This is a genomic window from Polynucleobacter sp. MWH-HuK1, from assembly GCF_018881815.1.
Lineage (GTDB): Bacteria > Pseudomonadota > Gammaproteobacteria > Burkholderiales > Burkholderiaceae > Polynucleobacter.
Genome location: NZ_JACVPP010000001.1, coordinates 1726470 through 1745602, shown reverse-complemented (window position 1 = coordinate 1745602; position 19133 = coordinate 1726470). Strand labels below are relative to the sequence as shown.

At 46.5% G+C, this 19133-nt stretch carries 14 protein-coding genes; 11 read left to right on the top strand and 3 right to left on the bottom strand.

Going from position 1 to position 19133, the window contains the following annotated elements; all coding sequences use genetic code 11:
* Nucleotides 1-7: 7 nt before the first annotated feature.
* Nucleotides 8-283, bottom strand: a complete 276-nt coding sequence (locus ICE93_RS08980) for an oxidative damage protection protein (protein WP_216187465.1) — start codon at nt 281-283, stop codon at nt 8-10.
* A gap of 32 nt (nt 284-315) precedes the next feature.
* Nucleotides 316-1680 (bottom strand): amino-acid N-acetyltransferase, encoded by a 1365-nt coding sequence (gene argA / locus ICE93_RS08975; protein ID WP_216187463.1) that lies wholly within the window; start codon nt 1678-1680, stop codon nt 316-318.
* A gap of 53 nt (nt 1681-1733) precedes the next feature.
* Between argA and hrpA the strand changes: the two genes are divergently transcribed.
* The 11 genes from hrpA (at nt 1734) to ICE93_RS08920 (ending at nt 16853) form a co-directional block, all read left to right on the top strand.
* On the top strand, nt 1734-5780 hold the full coding sequence (gene hrpA, locus ICE93_RS08970; RefSeq protein WP_370624629.1) for an ATP-dependent RNA helicase HrpA: 4047 nt from the start codon (nt 1734-1736) through the stop codon (nt 5778-5780).
* 59 nt (nt 5781-5839) lie between these two features.
* Nucleotides 5840-6874: a beta-propeller fold lactonase family protein gene (locus ICE93_RS08965; RefSeq protein ID WP_255554574.1), complete on the top strand. Its 1035-nt coding sequence runs from the start codon at nt 5840-5842 to the stop codon at nt 6872-6874.
* A gap of 17 nt (nt 6875-6891) precedes the next feature.
* Nucleotides 6892-7671 carry a polysaccharide deacetylase family protein gene (locus ICE93_RS08960; RefSeq protein WP_216187460.1) on the top strand — a complete coding sequence of 260 codons (780 nt, stop codon included), beginning with the start codon at nt 6892-6894 and terminating at the stop codon, nt 7669-7671.
* A gap of 3 nt (nt 7672-7674) precedes the next feature.
* Nucleotides 7675-8646 carry a sterol desaturase family protein gene (locus ICE93_RS08955; protein WP_216187458.1) on the top strand — a complete coding sequence of 324 codons (972 nt, stop codon included), beginning with the start codon at nt 7675-7677 and terminating at the stop codon, nt 8644-8646.
* Between the two features lie 29 nt (nt 8647-8675).
* The gene (locus ICE93_RS08950) at nt 8676-9545 is read left to right on the top strand and encodes an EI24 domain-containing protein (protein WP_216187456.1); all 870 of its coding nucleotides are present in this window, start codon (nt 8676-8678) and stop codon (nt 9543-9545) included.
* 28 nt (nt 9546-9573) lie between these two features.
* Nucleotides 9574-10425: a molybdopterin-binding protein gene (locus ICE93_RS08945; RefSeq protein ID WP_216188354.1), complete on the top strand. Its 852-nt coding sequence runs from the start codon at nt 9574-9576 to the stop codon at nt 10423-10425.
* Nucleotides 10426-10630: 205 nt separating this feature from the next.
* The gene (glnA, locus tag ICE93_RS08940; protein WP_216187454.1) at nt 10631-12046 is read left to right on the top strand and encodes a type I glutamate--ammonia ligase; all 1416 of its coding nucleotides are present in this window, start codon (nt 10631-10633) and stop codon (nt 12044-12046) included.
* Between the two features lie 26 nt (nt 12047-12072).
* A complete protein-coding gene (glnL, locus tag ICE93_RS08935; protein WP_370624628.1) occupies nt 12073-13194 on the top strand; it encodes a nitrogen regulation protein NR(II) in 1122 nt (373 codons plus the stop codon).
* Nucleotides 13191-14642, top strand: coding sequence for a nitrogen regulation protein NR(I) (gene ntrC / locus ICE93_RS08930; protein ID WP_216187450.1), 1452 nt, complete (start codon nt 13191-13193; stop codon nt 14640-14642). The genes glnL and ntrC overlap by 4 nt, the downstream gene beginning before the upstream one ends.
* Complete coding sequence (xth, locus tag ICE93_RS08925) at nt 14635-15483, top strand: exodeoxyribonuclease III (protein WP_216187448.1); 849 nt, start codon at nt 14635-14637, stop codon at nt 15481-15483. Before ntrC ends, xth begins: the two co-directional genes overlap by 8 nt.
* A 65-nt stretch (nt 15484-15548) precedes the next feature.
* Complete coding sequence (locus tag ICE93_RS08920) at nt 15549-16853, top strand: lipase family protein (RefSeq protein WP_216187446.1); 1305 nt, start codon at nt 15549-15551, stop codon at nt 16851-16853.
* A 100-nt stretch (nt 16854-16953) separates the two neighbouring features.
* On the opposite strand, the gene ICE93_RS08915 is transcribed toward ICE93_RS08920, so the two are convergent.
* A complete protein-coding gene (locus ICE93_RS08915) occupies nt 16954-19080 on the bottom strand; it encodes a M3 family metallopeptidase (RefSeq protein WP_216187444.1) in 2127 nt (708 codons plus the stop codon).
* Nucleotides 19081-19133 lie beyond the last annotated feature (53 nt).

Sequence of the window (19133 nt, the reverse complement as noted above, 5' to 3'; positions counted from 1 at the left end):
GCACTATTTATTCTGATGCTGGAGGTACGTAACCTTGTGCGGTATCAGCGCCCCCCTCAAAGAAATGCTTTTCTACCTGTTTTAAAAGGTATTGGCGTGCGCGCGGGTCTGCCATATTGAGGCGATTTTCATTAATCAACATGGTTTGCTGCTTCAACCAGCCAGCCCAAGCTTCTTTTGATACTTGATTCCATATTCTTTTACCCAGCTCTCCAGGAAGAGGGGCGAAATCCATGCCTTCAGCTTCTTTGTTGAGTTTGATGCATTGAACCATGCGTGCCATTTGTAGTGCCTTTCAAGTATTTCTAGCGTTTCTTATAGATCTTTAGTTAAAACCATGGACTTGCGGTCCCAGTTATAAATTTGTTTTCTTTCTTCGGGCAAGTCATCCACTGATGCTCGTTTAAAGCCGCGCTTTAAGAACCAATGCTCAGTTCTAGTCGTGAGAACAAATAATTTCTTGATGCCTTCTTGTTTGGCGCGCATCTCAACGCGCTTTAGTAGACGCTCACCGTCACCGGATCCTTGAACATCAGGATCAACGGCAAGGCAGGCTAGCTCGCCAACGCCATTCGGGAATGGGAAGAGGGCGGCACAACCGAAAAGTACGCGATCATGTTCAATCACAGAGAAGCGTTGAATATCACGTTCAATCACATCTTGACCACGAGCAGCCAGAATGCCTTCCTCTTCTAGAGGCATGGTCAGTTGCAAAATGCCGCCAACATCATCTTGGTTGGCTTCACGTAAGTTTTCAATATCGGATGAAGCCAGCATCATGCCAATACCATCATGGGTAAAGAGTTCTTCCAGGAGGGCTCCATCTTGGTTGCAAGGGAGGAAGTGAACGCGGCCAACACCAGCCCGAATCGCTCTGCCAGCAGTATTCAATAGACCCTTCATACCAAGATCCATATCTTTGTTCTGGGCAACATACTCATGTAGCTGTGGCATCGACAGTTCAGTAATGAAATCACCCTCAGCATCTTTGAGGCCAGCGTATGGACTTAAGAAAATGAGCTTATCTGCTTTGAGCGCTGCAGCGGTAGATGCTGCTACATCCTCATACGCCAAGTTGAATGCTTGACCCGTTGGTGAAAAACCCAAAGGTGAGAGCAAAACAATTTTGTTGCTATCCAGAGACTGTCTAATTGAGCCTGAGTCGACTTTGCGAACTAGTCCCGTATGAATGTAGTCGGTACCCTCGACAACGCCTACTGGCATAGCAGTAATAAAGTTGCCAGAGATTACTGAAATACGTGAACCCGCCATTGGTGTATTTGGAAGACCACGGCTAAACGCTGCTTCAATATCTAGACGTAATTCACCGGCAGCTTCTTTGACGCACTCTAGTGCAGCAGCATCGGTAATTCGGTAGCTATGCATAGCACTCTTGCCGAACTTGCTCTTGATCTTACGGAGCATGAGTTGCTCTTCAATCTGCGGACGAATGCCGTGCACCAACACAATACGCATGCCCATGGCGTGCAACATGGCGATATCTTCAATCAGGTTCTCAAGACCAATTTCTTGTACGAGTTCACCCGCAAAAGCAATAACAAAGGTCTTTTCACGGAAGCTATGAATATAGGGTGCAACATCACGCAGCCACCCTACAAAAGGGAAGTTGGAGGTCGTTTCATCGGCCAATGAGGCCTGGTTTGGTGCATTTGTTGGCATAGTGAGAAAATTATAGGGTGCAAGAGCCTATAAACCAACAAAAACCCAAAGCAATCCCAAAGCCTGTGCCTGCTTCCAACACCTTGCGGAAGCTAGATATTCGCTTTCCGGAGGAATTGCCGGTCTCTGGTCAGCGTCAGCTGATCAAGGATGCCTTGCAGAGCCATCAGGTGGTCATTGTGTGCGGAGAGACGGGCTCAGGTAAGACCACGCAGCTGCCAAAGATCTGCTTAGATCTGGGTCGAGGCACTGTTAACGGCGGCAAGCTCATTGGGCACACTCAACCCCGCAGGATCGCGGCAACTGCAACAGCCAAGCGTATCGCCCAAGAGCTAGGTTCACCCATCGGCCAGGATGTTGGCTACCAAGTACGTTTTGCCGACAAGACCAGCAACACAGCATCCATCAAACTCATGACAGACGGTATATTGTTGGCAGAGACGCAGCGTGATCCACAGCTGCGCGCTTATGACACGCTCATCATCGATGAGGCACATGAGCGTAGCCTGAATATTGATTTCTTATTGGGCTATTTGCGTCAGCTTCTGCCTAAGCGACCCGATCTGAAACTCATCATCACTTCAGCAACGATTGATGCACAACGATTTGCGGAACACTTTGCTATGAATGGCAAGGTGGCGCCGGTTATTGAGGTGAGTGGTCGACTGTTTCCGGTAGAGCAGCGCTATGCACCGCTGGAGCCAGATGCTAAGCCCGATGGCAAGAAAGAGTCGAAGACTGCCAAAGAAATTCCGGATGCCGTTACCGAAGAGATTGCAAGCTTGTGGCGTGAGGGTGCCGCTGGTGCTGGAGATGTATTAGTATTTTTGCCAGGTGAGCGCGAGATACGTGACTGCGCAGAAGCTTTACGTAAAGATCATGTCCTGCAGCAACGCTTTCATCCAGAGATTCTGAGTCTCTTTGCACGTCAGTCCGTTGTCGAGCAAGAAAGAGTGTTTAGTCCGGGCAATGGTCGCAGGATTATTCTGACAACGAACGTTGCAGAGACTTCATTAACGGTTCCCAATATTCGTTATGTGATTGATAGCGGACTAGCGAGAGTAAAGCGCTACTCATACCGTAACAAGGTTGAACAGCTCCAAATAGAGCCGATCTCTCAAGCAGCCGCCAATCAAAGGGCGGGGCGTTGTGGTCGTGTATCGGATGGCATCTGCGTGCGTTTGTATAGTGAGCAAGATTATCATGGCCGTCCAAAATTTACAGACCCTGAAATATTACGTAGTTCACTAGCAGCAGTGCTGTTGCGCATGAGCTCCTTACGCTTGCCAAAGATTCAGCACTTTCCATTTATTGATAAGCCACTAGGCAGGGCAATTGCAGACGGCGTACAGCTTTTGGATGAGTTGGGCGCAATTGAGTTTGATGAGTCAGAGCCATCAGATGGGAAGGACATCAACAACAGCTTCAAACTCACTGTCATTGGTAAACAGCTTGCAGATTTGCCATTAGATCCCCGTATTGGACGAATGCTTTTGGCTGCAAAAGAGCAGAATGCTTTAAAGGAAGTAACCATCATTGCTTCAGCGTTAGCCACACAAGACCCGCGTGATCGACCCATGGATCAGACCGCTGCTGCAGATCAAGCGCATTTGCAATTTGCTGATGAGCGTTCTGAATTTTTAAGTTTCGTAAAGCTCTGGAATTGGTATCAGGATGCTTTACAACATAAGCACAGTAATCGTCAGCTAGAGAATCTCTGTAAGAGTAAGTTTCTGTCGCCACGTCGCTTACGTGAATGGCGCGATGTCCACGGTCAACTCCATACGATGCTTGGCGAAAAGGGTTGGAAAGAAAATGGCTTGGCCGCAACCTATGAACAAGTTCACCTTTCATTATTAACAGGCTTACTTGGGTATGTCGCTAAAAAAGAAGAGGATGAAAAATCCCAGGATCGCAATAGCAAAACTGGTGGATATGTTGGCGCCCGAGGTATACGTCCATTCATCTGGCCTGGGTCTACCATTGGTAAAAAAGCGGGTGCCTGGATTTTGGCCGGCGAACTGCAAGAAACTAATCGCATGTATGCCAGAACCATTGCCAAGATTGAGCCGCAATGGGTAGAGCGGGTTGCTGCGCATCGCCTGATTAAATCGTTGAGCGATCCCTTCTGGGATATCCGTCAGGGCGAAGTTATGGCGTTTGAACGTGGCACTTTGTACGGGTTGCCGATTTACCATGGCCGTCGCGTGCGTTTTGAGCCACATAACCCTGAAGAAGCGCGCGAACTATTTATCCGTCAAGCCCTAGTCCAAGAAGAAATGTTTGGGCGTATGGATACGCCAGCATTGCAACGTGAGACCGAAGCTGACGCCAAGAAAAAATACCCAAATCTGTTTGGATTCTTTTGGCATAACCGTCGTCTCATTAAAGAGATTGAAGATCTAGAGCATCGCTCACGTCGACCAGACGTTTTGGTAGATGATGAGTTGCTATTTGCTTTCTACGAGTCACGCATTCCAAAAGGAGTATGTAGTCGAGACAGTCTTAAAGCGTGGTTAGCTAAAAAAGGCGGAGAAGATAAAAATCAAGGAAGTGAGCTAGATGCTCAACTTCGCCTTGAAAAGGCAGACCTAATGCGCCACGAGGCAGCAGGTATTACTGTGGATCGTTACCCTAAGACGATGCTGGTGGGCGGTGCGCAACTGAGCCTGACGTATCACTTCGAACCTGGCAGCCCTAAAGACGGTGTGACGCTTGTTGTTCCTTTGACGCAGTTGAACCAAGTGGATGGGCGTCGTTGCGAGTGGCTTGTGCCAGGCATGTGTGAAGAAAAGACGCTACTACTTCTGAAGTCCTTACCCCAAAAACTTCGCCGTCATTGTGTGCCATTGCCGGATTACGCAAAATCATTTCTGGAGCGTAAGTTAGAAGATAAGCAATTTGGTGTTGGCGACTTCTTAGATAGTTTAATTAGCGACATCCGCAAAGAGCGTGGATTGGAGATTAAACGTACTGACTTCAGACCAGAGGCTCTGCCTTTGCACTCCTCAATGAACTTCCGCTTGATTGATGAGCATGGGCGACAGTTAGAAGTGGAGCGCAATCTAGCTCGATTACGATCTGAGTATGGGCAGACTGCTCGAAATGCTTTCCAGGTAATTGCCCAAGAAACTGCTCAGGTCGAGCTAGGCGTAGAGCCGCCAGTAGGTAAAAAAACTCAAGCTAATTCAAATGGCGGTACAGGCTCTGTTGATGCAACACGAAGAGTGAAGCAGGGCGGTTATCGTGCCTGGGAGTTTGGCGAGCTACCTGAAACATTAGAGATACAAAAAGGCAATAAAACTTTATTTGGTTATCCTGCTCTGATGGATCGCGGCGACTTCTGTGATCTAGAGGTATTTGATGATCTGGAGGAGGCTCGTAAGCAACATGGTTTAGGGTTGCGACGCCTATTTGCGCTTAGCAATAAAGATACGATCAAGGCTTTGCAAAAACAGTTGCCAGGGATTCGTGAATTAGGCCTGCTCTTCATTAATGTGGGCTCAGTAGAGGGATTGATTCAGCAGATTTTGAATTTAGCTCTTGAGCGTGCCTATATGGCTGAGCCATTGCCAGTGAATGCTGAGCAATTTGCAGAACGCTTACAAGCAGGCAAACCAAGATTGGCACTCATCGCCCAAGAGATTTCTCGTCACGCATTAAATGCATTGCAAGCCCACGCGGATTTACAGAAAAAAATCGCCAGTGCAAAAGCGGCGTCACCGAGCGCTTATGCTGATATTCAGGCGCAGGTGCAGGGTTTGATATTCCCCAAATTTGTTGCAGAGATACCGTATGCCCAACTGGTTCATGTGCCGCGCTACTTAAAGGCCATTGCTATGCGGATTGATAAATTGCGCTCCAACCCAAGTCGCGATGCCCAGTGTCAAAAAGATTGGGAATCGGTTGCACGTCCATGGCAAAAAATGGTGCAGGGGAATAAGGGCGGCTTATCCTATGCGATGGCCGAAGACCAGGCTTTAATGGATTTCCGTTGGCAATTAGAGGAGCTGAGGGTGGCTTTATATGCTCAGGAGTTGAAAACCCCAACCCCGATATCCTTAAAGCGCCTTGAAAAGGTTTTAGCCAGTTTGCGCTAAGTCAAATCCATTGCAGCCTAGAGGTCATTTTGGGGCTCTCGATTGCTTACAATGGGGGTATGTATACATTTATCAAGATTAGAGGTTTTCGCACAATTGCGACCTCCGCTTTTTTGACTCTCCTTTTAGTCAATCAAAATGCATTTGCGCAAGCGAGTAACGCTGCAGTACAGGTAGCAGCCAATCAACCTAAGTTGGCAGTGATTCTCAATTCTGGCGAAGCTTCCATTAGTTTGATTGATATGCGCACTCGTCAAGTCATCAAAACAATTCCAGTTGGTAAAGAGCCTCACCACCTGATGTTGACTCCGGATCAAAAGACTTTGCTAATCGCAAACGCGGCAGGTAATGATGTGGCATTAATGAACCCAACCACTGGTGAGTTAACTGGCAGAATTCCAAACATCATTGATCCATACCAAATTGGATATTCTCCGAATCACAAATGGTTTGTGGCAAACGGCAACCGCTTAGATCGTGTCGATATATATGCGGCCGATGGCGCTAATCTCAAATTAGCGAAGACTGTGAAGTTGGCAAAGACTCCAAGCCATATTGCATTTACAGCTGACAGCAAAATTGCATTTATTACCTTACAAGACTCAAATGAACTTGCTGCAATTGATCTTGAAACACAAAATGTATTGTGGGTAATACCGACAGGCAAGGTTCCTGCAGGCTTATGGATGACGCCTGGTGATCAGTACCTATTGGTTGGTATTACTGGCGAAGATAATGTTCAGGTGATTGATTGGAAAAATCGCAAAGAAGTAAAACGCATTCCAACAGGTAAGGGCGCGCATAACTTCCGCCCTCTAGGGGATAAGAAGCATGTATTTGTGAGTAACCGTATTGCCTCCACAATTAGTCTGATAAACATGCAGACCTTGGAAAAGGTTGGCGACATCACTGGGCTCCCGGCAGGTCCTGATGACATGGAAATCACTCCTGACGGAAAAACACTTTGGGTTACCTTGCGGTTCTCAAAAAAAGTGGGAGTCATCGATATCCCAACTATGAAGTTAGCTACTGTTATTCCAGTGGGTAAGTCGCCTCATGGAGTCTTCTTTACCCCAAGGGCTGGATGGGAGTAAGCATCAAGATGAAGTGCATGAGTCATCCCGCATTCATACGAATCACAGCCGTGCTTTTGCTCGGCTGTTTTTCATTGAGTGTCTCTGCTCAAACTGCCCAATGTAATAAAAAGGTTTATCTTACTTTTGATACTGGCAATATGGCGGTCGCAGAAAAAGTAGCAGAGATTTTGAAGCGACAAAATGTGAAAGCTACATTCTTCTTGGCCAATGAGAAAACTTTCCGCGATGATTTTTCTTTGGATGACTCTTGGAGGTCTTATTGGCAAGAGCGCGTTAAAGAGGGGCACCACTTTGGTAGCCACACCTATGACCATACCTATTTTGTTAAAGATGGACCTAAAGGTGAGGTATTTGAGAAACCTCAGTTTGGTTCAAAGGCAGGTATGACAGTCCTCTATAACGAGGCGACAATGTGTAAAGAAATACGCCGCGTGGATCAGCGTTTTCAAGAACTCACCGATCATCCGATTCAAAAGATATGGCGCGCACCTGGCGGAAAAACTTCACCTACCTTGATTCGCATGGGTAATATGTGTGGATATGAGCATATAGGCTGGGATCCCGCTGGATTTCTGGGTGACGAGCTGAGCTCTGATAAGCATCCCAACAGCACTCTTCTGGATAAGGCTAGCCGTAACATCAAGGATGGCGACATCACTATGGCTCATTTGGGAATTTGGTCCAGAAAAGACCCTTGGGCGCCTGCTGTATTGGAGCAGCTCATTGTTAATCTCAAGGCTCGTGGATTCTGCTTTGAACTGCTGCCCAAGAATTCAGTAAATCAGTCAAAATAAAGTATGGATCTCAATCCCGTCACTTCTGCTATTTCTGCTGCGTACGCTAGCGTTCAGGAGTTTCTGTTTGCAAATTTAGTAGCCCCAGTTTTATATCAATTCGATTTAATGGCTTGGGCTGAAGATGTATACGATGGCATTGATTGGTTTTTGTTTGGCTGTATCCAAATTTTCTTAATCATTGTTGTCTTAAGGACCTGGGAGCGACTTGCGCCAGCTGAGAAGCAGGAGCGTTTTGCAAAAGCAAGTAGGGCAGATGTCTTGTACACCTTGTTTCATCGCTTAGGTATTTTTCATGGTCTAGTGTTTATCACTTTGTCTGGATTCTTCTTTGGGGTCGACTCCATCCTGCATGATTTCCGTTTCGATCGTTTAAACGTCGAGTCATGGTGGCCAGGCGTAACTTCTATTCCAGCTATTAGCTTCTTGATTTATTTGGTATTGCTGGATTTTGTTGATTATCTCTACCATCGCGCATCGCATGTATTTAACTGGTGGTGGCAATTGCACGCCTTACATCACAGTCAAACAGTCATGACTGCTTGGTCTGATAATCGTAATCACATACTGGATGACATCATGCGGGCAGTGGTGATGTCTTTTGTTGCGTTGATGTTTGGAGTTACACCAGGCCAATTTATTTTACTGATTGCAATGAGTGAATTTATTCAAAGTTGGCAGCACGCTAATATCAAGATCCATTTAGGTGCTGCTAAATACCTATTGGTATCTCCTATGTTTCATCGCATGCACCACGCTGTTGGGTATGGCCATGAAGCCAAAGGTAAGCCTGGCGTCTTAGGGGGTTGTAACTTTGGTGTTTTGTTTCCGTGGTGGGATATGTTATTTAGAACAGCTATCTTCCCTAAAGAGGTCTATCCTACAGGGGTAAGAAACTTAACAGTTTCACAAAATATCCTTACTCAACAATGGCAAGGCCTTGTTCATGCCTTTAAAGAAATCATGCCCAAGTAGACTTCAGGTCTGAAGGCAATAGGAGTTGTATGGTCGGCTTGCAGCAGGTATTTAAATCATTCGGCATGGCTTTGGTTGGAACTATGCATCCGCGGATGTTGTGGCTCAGCTTAAGACCATTTCTGATTGTTTCCGTGCTGTGGGGTTGTCTTATCTGGCTTACATGGACGCCTGCACTTGAAGCATTAAGCGTCTTTCTAACAACTTCGATATTTACCAGCTGGATTCAAGAAGGTCTTGTTTGGGCTGGATTTGATAACGCCCGAGCATGGATAGCACCATTATTTTTTGTCATGCTGATTATTCCGCTAATCACAATTAGCTTGCTGGTATTTATTGCCTTTTCAACCGTACCTGCAATTGTCAAAATTGCATCCCGCCAATCGCAATTTCATGATCTCGAATGTAGGCATGGTGGCGGGTTCTTCGGCAGTTTGATTTATTCTTTGTGGTCGGCCATCATTTGCCTAGCTCTCGTGATGTTGACTTTGCCTGTTTGGTGGGTCCCTCCACTTGTCGCTGTCTTACCCCCCTTGCTCTGGGGGTGGTTAACCATGCGACTCATGTCCTACGATGTATTGGCTAAGCATGCCAGTTCAGAAGAGCGCGATCTCTTGCTTGATAAATATCGCTGGCCATTGCTTATTATGGGCATTGCATCGGGGATGCTCGGGGCCGTGCCTACATTCTTTTGGGCTACCTCGGCATTGGCTTTGGTACTGTTTCCGATCGTAAGCTTTATAGCGCTTTGGATATATTCTTTGATCTTTGTATTTGCTGCCTTGTGGTTTAGTTACTTCTTGTTGGATGCTCTCAAGAGCTTGCGAGAAGAAGAGTTGGATCGTGCACTTACAGTGGAATCGCGCGTTGTAGATTTGGAACTTTCGTCTCATAGTTAACGAGATGGCAAATAAAATGAGTAATTCAATGAAAAAAGTTGAAGTAGATGATGTAAGTGGATCAACTACACCACAACGTCGCTTTGGTTTAATTGTGATCGGTGATGAAATCTTATCGGGTCGCCGCCAAGATAAACACATGAGCAAAATGATTGAGCTTCTCAACGAGCGTGGTCTGAGTCTTGCCTGGGCTAAATATGTTGCAGATGATCCAGAGCAAATTACTGCGACGCTAAAGGAAAGCTTTGCAAGCGGGGATGTCGTGTTTAGCACTGGCGGTATTGGTGCAACACCTGATGACCATACTCGTCAATGCGCTGCTTTGGCCTTGGGAACAAAGATCGAGTTACATCCAACTGCTAGAGAATTAATTGCAGGACGAATTCAGTCGATGGCAGAAGGTGATCCGATTAAATCGGATCTCAATACTCCAGAAAATCAACATCGTTTCAAAATGGGTGAGTTTCCTATTGGCAGTGAAATCATTCCCAATCCCTATAACCAGATTCCGGGCTTCCGAATTCAGGAGCATCACTTTGTGCCAGGCTTTCCGGTGATGGCAGCGCCAATGATGGCATGGTGTCTGGACACTCATTACAAAGATCTATTTCATCAAGAGAACTGGGCAGAGCAGAGCTTTATCGTTCCCAAGGGGATTGAATCAACGTTAACCCCCTTGATGGAGCGCATAGAAGCCAATTTTCCGGGGGTGAAGGTCTTTAGTCTGCCATCGGTAGGCGATGCCACCAAGGGTGGGGTGTACGCCCAGCGCCATATTGAATTGGGCATTAAAGGTAATGCCAATCTTCTGGAAAGCGCCTGGATTGCCCTTAGAGCAGGCACCCAAGAGCTTGGTTACGAAATCCACGATATTAGCTAGGATAATTTGCACTAATATGGTGCAAATTGGGGTATTTGAGCCGGTGCGAGGGGTAATTGGGCACTTAATCAGTGCAATAATGAGTGTTCCCATTTGTTTGCTTCAGTAAATTACATACATCCATAAGGCATGTTTGGTGCCTGGAATAAACAGGGGTGTATGCCTTAAGTTTTAGTTCCGAATTTAGTTAATAGAGGAGATTTGCATGACGAAGACCGTCGCTGATGTGATGAAGTTAGTTAAAGAGAAAGAATGTACTTTCGTTGATTTCCGCTTTGTAGATACAAAGGGTAAAGAACAACACACGACAGTTCCTATCTCTGCTTTTGACGAAGACAAATTTGAGAGCGGTCATGCATTTGACGGTTCTTCTATTGCTGGTTGGAAGGGTATTGAAGCATCAGACATGTTGCTCAAACCAGACCCAACAGCTGCTTACATTGATCCATTTTATGAAGAACCAACATTGGTTCTTACATGTGACGTAATCGAGCCAGCCGATGGTAAAGGATACGATCGTGACCCACGTTCTATTGCTAAGCGCGCTGAAGCATATTTGAAGAGCACCGGCTTGGGCGACACAGCTTACTTCGGTCCAGAGCCAGAATTCTTTATTTTTGACGGCGTTCGCTGGGGTGCTGACATGCAGGGTTGCTTCGTGAAGATTGATTCCGAAGAAGCGCCATGGTCTTCATCTGCTGAAATCGAAGGCGGTAATACTGGTCACCGTCCAGGCAAAAAAGGCGGCTACTTCCCAGTTGCTCCTGTAGATACATTCCAAGACATGCGCTCTGAAATGTGTTTGATTCTCGAATCATTGGGCATTCCAGTTGAAGTTCATCATCATGAAGTTGCTGGTCAAGGTCAAAACGAATTGGGTACGAAATTCAGCACATTGGTACAACGTGCTGACTGGACTATCTGGCAGAAGTATGTAATTCAAAACGTTGCACATGCTTACGGCAAGACAGCAACTTTCATGCCTAAGCCAGTAGTTGGTGATAACGGTTCTGGTATGCACGTTCACCAATCCATTTGGAAGAATGGCGAGAACTTGTTTGCTGGTAACGGCTACGCAGGTTTGTCAGAATTTGCATTGTTCTACATTGGCGGCATCATCAAGCACGCTAAGGCATTGAATGCGATTACTAACCCAGGCACAAACTCATACAAGCGTTTGGTTCCAGGCTTTGAGGCTCCAGTTAAGTTGGCTTACTCAGCGCGTAACCGTTCAGCTTCTATTCGTATTCCTCACGTTGCCAATCCTAAGGGTCGTCGTATCGAAACTCGTTTCCCAGATCCACTTGCTAACCCATACCTCTGCTTCTCTGCATTGATGATGGCTGGTTTGGACGGCGTTCAAAACAAGATTCATCCAGGCGAAGCTGCTGACAAGAACTTATATGACTTGCCACCAGAAGAAGACGCAAAGATCCCAACCGTTTGCGCGAGCTTGGAAGAGGCATTGGAAGCATTGAAGAAAGATCACGAGTTCTTGACTCGTGGTGGTGTATTCACTGAATCCATGATTGACGCGTATATCAATTTGAAGATGGAAGATGTCACACGTTTCCGTATGACTACTCACCCTATCGAATTTGATATGTACTACTCCCTGTAAGCGAAGGAGAGAACTTGAGCGCAGGTCTGTTGCGCAATTCGTTCAAGGGAGCAGCTTCGGCTGCTCCTTTTTTTCCGACATTGCTTGATCAGATGCCCAATGCCATCGTGGTATTTGAGGCTGAGACCCAACAATTGGTGTACGTAAACCCGGCTGCCGAGTCAGCTTTGGACCTCTCACGTAAATCACTTGAGGGCCAATCTGTACACAATTTATTTGGAGACAATGAAGCATTAAAGGCAATGATTGGTGAAGTGAAGCAGGGGCACGTACTGGCGCAGCGCCAAGAAATGATTCTGCATTCCCTGCCCGGCAGTATTCATCATGAGTCAATACCGGCACACGTGGTTGTGGCGGTTCTCGAGGATCCAACTCTCATCATGATGGAGTGGTTTCCGATTGATCAGCAGTTGCGAAGTGAGCGCGATGAACGTGTAACGCAGCAGGTTGAGGCAAACAAACAGTTGATGCGCAATTTAGCGCATGAGATTAAAAATCCATTGGGTGGAATTCGTGGAGCAGCTCAACTGCTCGAGTTCGAATTGCCAGAAAAAGGTTTGCGGGAGTACACGCAAGTCATTATTAAAGAATCAGACCGTCTCCAGACTTTGGTGGATCGTCTTTTGGCGCCACATCGCAAGGCGCATGTAATGGAATCCTTCAACGTGCACGAGGCTTTGGAGCGTGTACGTAGTTTAGTTTTGGCTGAGTTTCCAAAGGGGCTCAAAATTATCCGTAATTACGATACGAGTCTGCCAGATGTATTGGGAGACCGTGAGCAGTTGATTCAGGCGACTCTTAATATTGTTCATAACGCAGCACAAGCACTTTCTGAAGAGATTCAAAATGGTGTTGCGCAAATTGAACTAAAGACCCGCGTGGCACGTTCTGTGACGATTGCTAAGCATCGCTATAAGTTAGCGATGGATTTACATGTCATTGATAATGGTCCGGGCATCCCAGAAGAAATTATTGAACGCATCTTCTTCCCGCTGGTTTCGGGTAGAGAGGGGGGTAGTGGGCTTGGCCTTACTTTGGCGCAAACCTTTGTTCAGCAGCACCAGGGCTTTATTGCTTGTAATAGCCGTCCTGGCCGCACCGATTTTCATATTCAAATTCCATATCGTAGGCAGGAGAAAGCATCATGAAACCAATTTGGATCGTTGACGATGATCAATCCATTCGTTGGGTCTTAGAAAAAGCTCTATCGCGTGAGAATATTCCGCACAAGAGTTTTTCTAACCCAAATGATGTTCTGAATGCCTTGGAGAAGGAGTCTCCTCAGGTACTTATTTCGGATATTCGCATGCCACGCGGAAATGGATTAGATCTATTGCAGCATGTAAAAGCTAGTCACCCGAATTTACCTGTCATCATCATGACAGCATACTCAGATTTGGATTCAGCTGTATCTTCATTTCAAGGCGGTGCATTTGAGTATCTCACCAAACCATTTGACGTTGAAAAAGCAGTTGAGTTGATTCATCGTGCGGTCGAGCAGGGTGTTCGTAATGATTCTGGTGCCAAAGAATTAACCGCATGGCGCCAAGACGCTACTGAGATCATTGGTCAAGCCCCGGCCATGCAAGAAATCTTCCGTGCAATTGGTCGTTTGGCTCAATCCAATGCAACAGTCCTGATTACTGGTGAGTCTGGCACTGGCAAAGAGATGGTAGCCCACGCATTGCATAAGCACAGCCCTTGCGCTAAAGGACCATTTATCTCTTTGAGCACATCAGCTGTACCAAAAGATTTACTAGAGTCAGAGTTATTTGGTCATGAGCGTGGCGCTTTCCCTGGTGCCCAAACCCTACGCCGCGGTCGTTTTGAGCAGGCAGATGGCGGCACTCTGTTTTTAGGTGAGGTGGGTGATCTTCCATTTGAACTGCAGACTCGTTTACTGCGAGTTTTGTCCGACGGTCATTTTTATCGCATTGGTGGTCAAGATCCGATTAAAGCTAACGTACGCATCATCGCATCTACTCATCAGAACCTGGATACAAGAGTGGCAGCAGGTCTCTTTCGTGAAGATTTATTGCATCGCTTAAATGTCATTCGTTTGCGCATGCCATCATTGCGTGAGCGTAGCGAAGATATTCCGATGTTAGCGCGTCATTTCATGCTCAGCTGCGCTAAATCATTAGGTGTTGAGCCTAAAAAACTTTCTGATGAAGTATTAAAAGAGATCAGCGCAATGCCATTTCCAGGTAATGTGCGCCAATTAGAAAATTTGTGTCATTGGTTAACAGTAATGACGCCTGCTAATGTGATTGGGGTAAGCGATCTACCTGCCGATATCGTTGCCGAGGCTAGCGAGCAACCCGTGATTCTTCAGGGTGAGTCCTCGCCAAGTAATCCTGCTGCGACTAAAGTTGCCTCAGGTGACTGGGAGAGCGGTTTGGGACGTCTTGCTGTAAAGATGCTGCAAGATGGCGATAAGGAAGTCTTCGATGCCCTCACTGCGCGCTTCGAAAAGGTGGTATTACAAGCTGCTCTTGAAGTTACGCGCGGCAGAAGGGTGGAAGCGGCTCAGCGTTTAGGTATTGGACGCAATACGATTACCCGTAAGTTGCAAGAGTTGGGAATCGATGACTGATTCAGTTTGCATAGCCGCGTGGAATGTGAACTCATTAAAGGTTCGCCTTCCACAGGTCCTGCGTTGGTTACAGGATCAGGAAAAAAAGCAGCAGCCTATTGATGCATTGTGTTTGCAGGAGCTCAAGCTCACGGATGATAAGTATCCGCACAAAGAGCTCGAGGATGTTGGCTACTTGAGCTTGGCTGCAGGCCAAAAGACCTATAACGGCGTGGCTATTATTGTGCGCAAGGCGGCACTAGCACCAATTGCATCTGATATAGCAACCAGTTTTCTAAAGCCCACCAGAAATATTCCAAACTTCGAGGATGAGCAGCAGAGAATCTTGGCGGCCACGATTCCTTTTGCGGGAACGCAGCCGATGAGGTTGGTCTCTGCATATTTTCCAAACGGTCAATCGCCCGATAGCGATAAATTCGTATACAAGCTCAGTTGGCTTAAGGCCTTACAAACTTGGTTAGGCGAAGAGCTCCAGCAGAACTCGCGTTTAGCTTTGCTGGGTGACTTCAATATTGCGCCTACCGATGCTGATGTGCATGATCCTTCTAAGTGGATCGGGCAGAACTTAGTTTCCCCTGAAGAGCGCAAAGCCTTTCAAGAGTTGATTGAATTAGGCTTAACAGACTCTTTCAGAATGTTTGAGCAGCCTCCGAAAACCTTCAGCTGGTGGGATTACCGCATGATGGGATTCAGAAGAAATGCCGGCATGCGCATCGACCACATCCTTCTCAGCGAATCACTTAAAGAAAAGTGCAGTGCTAGCGTAGTCGATAAAGAGCCCAGAACCTGGGGGCAGCCTTCTGACCATACCCCTGTAATCGCCACAATTAAAAAAGTTTAGATAGCTCTAATTTCTGTTTGGCTTGGTGTTTAATATAGGTATAAGAACCTAATTTCACCATATCTATGAAAAAAATTACTCGTCTTTCAGTTTTGGCGCTCGGTACAGCCTTGGGGGTTTTGTCTACTGCTGTATTGGCTGATCCTCCTGTGCAGCCTTTTTATGCGGCCGTAATGAAGATGGCTCCCGAAGGTAAATTGGGGCAAGTCATCAAGCAGGAAAAAATTGAAACTTCTGTCAAAGGCGCTCAAGCCTGGAAGATCGCTTATATTTCATCTGATGTACAAGGGCGTAAAACCATTTCAACTGGCTTAGTCGTTGCACCAGTGGGGCCGGCTCCTGCAGGAGGTCGTCCTGTAATGACGTGGGCACATGGAACAACAGGTGCCGCGCAAAATTGTGGCCCATCTCAAGTACTTGATCCAGTGGTTCCCCTAAATGAATACTTCTTGGTGGGTGGAAATTCTTGGACAGATTATGGAATTCCAGCAATCGAAGAATTTATTAAAGAAGGTTATGTAATCGTTGCAACGGATTACCAAGGCTTAGGCGGCGGCGGAAGACATCAATATGGTGTTGCGGCAACCAATGGTATAGATACACTCAACGTAGCCAGGGCGGCGGTCTCCATGAAGGAAACTGATGCCAATAAAAAAACCTTGGTTTATGGCTGGTCTCAAGGCGGTGGAGCAGCTATTGCCTTAGCAGGGATGCCTGAGTACATTAAGCAAACAGGTACTGCAGCTGATAATCTGGATATTGTTGGTTTTGTGGCTTTAGCACCGCAAGATATTTCGATTCTTGCGCCAACTGGAAAGCTTGATCAGGCCGCTGCTGATAAGTACTTCCAAGGTTTGCTCAAGATGTTCTCTGATAACGTCTTTAATTTCACCCATGCAACGATGTATTTTTGGGGATCCCAGGCTGCCTTTCCTAATTTGAAGCTATCCGACGTGTTTACCGACGAAGGTATAAAGGTAGCCAATGATATCTTCAGCAATAAGTGCATGCATGCAGCTAGCGACACATTTAACTTTAACTATGGATCAAACTTCGCCAGCTTAATAAAGGCGACTCCCACAAATACTATTGCTTGGGCGCAGTCAATGCTGAAGGGTGGTGTGCCTGTTGTAAAACCTGTTGCACCGATACAGATCTACTTTGGATCAAAAGATACCGCAGTTCCTCCGATGATGCACAAACTCTATCAAGATCAAGTTTGCAAGCTTGGGGGTAATGTTGGAAGAATGCAGTTGCCTGGCGAGCAATCTCACTTTACGACTCCAGGATCATCTAAGCCATTCTATTTGTCATGGATTAAGGATCGCATAGCTGGCAAGCCGCTAGAGAATGCCTGCCCCAAAAACTAAATCTGTAATTAAATCAAAATGAACTCTTGAAATTCATAGGTCAAGAAGCAGAAAAACCACCCTAGGGTGGTTTTTCTATTTGCATAATCCAGTAAATTAGTTAAGCTAAGCCACCATGCCTGAGAAGGGCGTCAATGCTCGGCTCTCTCCCTCTAAAGGCCTTGAAGGATTCAGCTGCCGGACGGCTACCACCCACTTCCAAGATCTCTTCGCGATAACGGGTGCCCGTTTTTTGATCTAGGACGCTGCCAGTGAGTTTTGCTGCTTCTTCAAAGGCCGAGAAGACGTCAGCAGATAAAACTTCCGCCCATTTGTAGCTGTAATAACCTGCTGCATAGCCACCCGCAAAAATATGGCTGAAGGTGTTAATCCAGCGGGAGATAGGGGGTTGCGGGATAACATTAAATTGATCGGCAATCGCTCTCGATAGGTCTAGTACTGCTTGATCTTTTGCATTATTGGTGTCTAAGCTAGAGTGCAAGCGCCAGTCGGTTAATGACATCACAATTTGGCGCAGGGTCATATAGCCATTCTGGAAATTCTTGGCGGCCAAGATTTTTTCAAAGAGCTCGCGCGGCAATGGTTTGCCGGTTTCAGCATGCGCAGTCATCTTTTCTAAGACTTCCCATTCCCAACAGAAGTTTTCCATAAACTGGCTTGGTAGCTCAACCGCATCCCACTCAACACCGTTGATCCCGGAAACACCCAGAGCGTTTACTTGGGTCAAGAGGTGATGCAACCCATGCCCACTCTCATGGAAGAGGGTGATCACATCATCATGGGTAATGGTTGGCTGACGCAAGACGCCATCAATCTTCACTGGGGGAGCAAAGTTACAGACTAAATATGCTACGGGTACTTGGATTTCTCCATTGGGCAAGACTCTGCGACCGCGGGCATCATCCATCCAGGCGCCGCCACGCTTGCCAGGGCGAGCATAGGGGTCGAGATAGAAATAGGCTACGATATTTCCCGTACCATTCTTTACTGAGAAGGATTGCACGTCAGCATGCCATGTAGGTAGGTTAGCCGCTTCAATTTTTACGCCAAACAAAGTTTGGATAACCTGGAATAGCCCATCCAATACTTTGGGCAATGGGAAATATTGTTTCAATTCATTTTCTGAAAATGAGTAACGCTCTTGCTTCAATCGCTCAGAAGCAAATGCCACATCCCAAGGCTCTAAGCCATCTTTAATTGAAAGTTCATTTTGGGCAAACTCAGAAAGCTCTTGCCAATCCTTTAGTGCAAATGGTTTTGCCTTCTGGGCAAAATTAGTTAAAAAGGAATCAACTTCCTCAACGCTATTGGCCATCTTTGGAGCCAAACTCAATGCGGCATAATTCTTGAATCCCAGCATCCGCGCTTCTTCATCGCGCAGTCTGAGTTGCTCAAGCATATTTTGCGTGTTGTCCCAATCCAGCTTGCCCTTAGCGTACTGTGGGGCCAGCTCTGAGGCACGTGTGACATAGGCCTCATACATTAAGCGGCGTAAGGTACGATTTTCTGAGTACTGCATGACTGGATAGTAAGAAGGGAAGTGCAGTGTAAATGCCCATCCTTGCAGATTCTTTTGCTGAGCAGTATCTGCGGCTGCTGCAACTACATCCTCAGGTAGGCCTACCAGATCAGCCTTATCTGTTACAAGATGTACAAAGCCATCGGTTGCATCTAAGACATGATCAGAAAAGGCTTTTCCTAAGGTCGCTTGCTCATCCTGGATTTGGGTAAAACGTGGCTTGTCTGCATCGCTCAGCTCTGCACCGCCAAGGCGAAAATCTCGTAAGGAGTTTTCAATCACTTTCTTTTGGGCAGAACTCAGTTTTGCAAAGTCAGGAGACTGGCTGAGCTCTTTAAATTTCTTATAAAGGTCTAAATTTTGCCCAAGACTCGAAAAGAAGGCGGTCACCTTAGGCAACATTGCGCCATAGGCAGCTCGTAATTCTGGTGTATCAGCAACACTGTTGAGATGAGAGATTACGCCCCAAGACCTACCTAAAGACTCAGTGGCGTCTTCTAGTGGCTCAGCCAATGCATCCCAAGATGGTGCCGTATTTGGATTTACTGCAACATCCACTGCGTCCTGTGCATGCTTCAATAGATAATCAATTGCAGGGGCAATATGCTCAGGCTTTACTTCAGAGTAGGCGGCAATACCTCTTCCGAAAGTAATGAGTGGATTGTTCTGTAATTCTGCGGGTAGTGTCTTGGTGAGAGATGTAATCATCCCTCTAGCTTAATGGACTGGAAGTAATTTTGCCAAAAGTCCCAGTCAAATCC

Bases quoted from the DNA above. Each gene is read 5' to 3' on its own strand.
- ICE93_RS08980 (WP_216187465.1), bottom strand. From the start codon at position 283: ATGGCACGCATGGTTCAATGCATCAAACTCAACAAAGAAGCTGAAGGC.
- argA (WP_216187463.1), bottom strand. From the start codon at position 1,680: ATGCCAACAAATGCACCAAACCAGGCCTCATTGGCCGATGAAACGACC.
- ICE93_RS08965 (WP_255554574.1), top strand. From the start codon at position 5,840: ATGTATACATTTATCAAGATTAGAGGTTTTCGCACAATTGCGACCTCC.
- ICE93_RS08960 (WP_216187460.1), top strand. From the start codon at position 6,892: ATGAGTCATCCCGCATTCATACGAATCACAGCCGTGCTTTTGCTCGGC.
- ICE93_RS08955 (WP_216187458.1), top strand. From the start codon at position 7,675: ATGGATCTCAATCCCGTCACTTCTGCTATTTCTGCTGCGTACGCTAGC.
- ICE93_RS08950 (WP_216187456.1), top strand. From the start codon at position 8,676: ATGGTCGGCTTGCAGCAGGTATTTAAATCATTCGGCATGGCTTTGGTT.
- ICE93_RS08945 (WP_216188354.1), top strand. From the start codon at position 9,574: ATGAAAAAAGTTGAAGTAGATGATGTAAGTGGATCAACTACACCACAA.
- glnA (WP_216187454.1), top strand. From the start codon at position 10,631: ATGACGAAGACCGTCGCTGATGTGATGAAGTTAGTTAAAGAGAAAGAA.
- ntrC (WP_216187450.1), top strand. From the start codon at position 13,191: ATGAAACCAATTTGGATCGTTGACGATGATCAATCCATTCGTTGGGTC.
- xth (WP_216187448.1), top strand. From the start codon at position 14,635: ATGACTGATTCAGTTTGCATAGCCGCGTGGAATGTGAACTCATTAAAG.
- ICE93_RS08920 (WP_216187446.1), top strand. From the start codon at position 15,549: ATGAAAAAAATTACTCGTCTTTCAGTTTTGGCGCTCGGTACAGCCTTG.
- ICE93_RS08915 (WP_216187444.1), bottom strand. From the start codon at position 19,080: ATGATTACATCTCTCACCAAGACACTACCCGCAGAATTACAGAACAAT.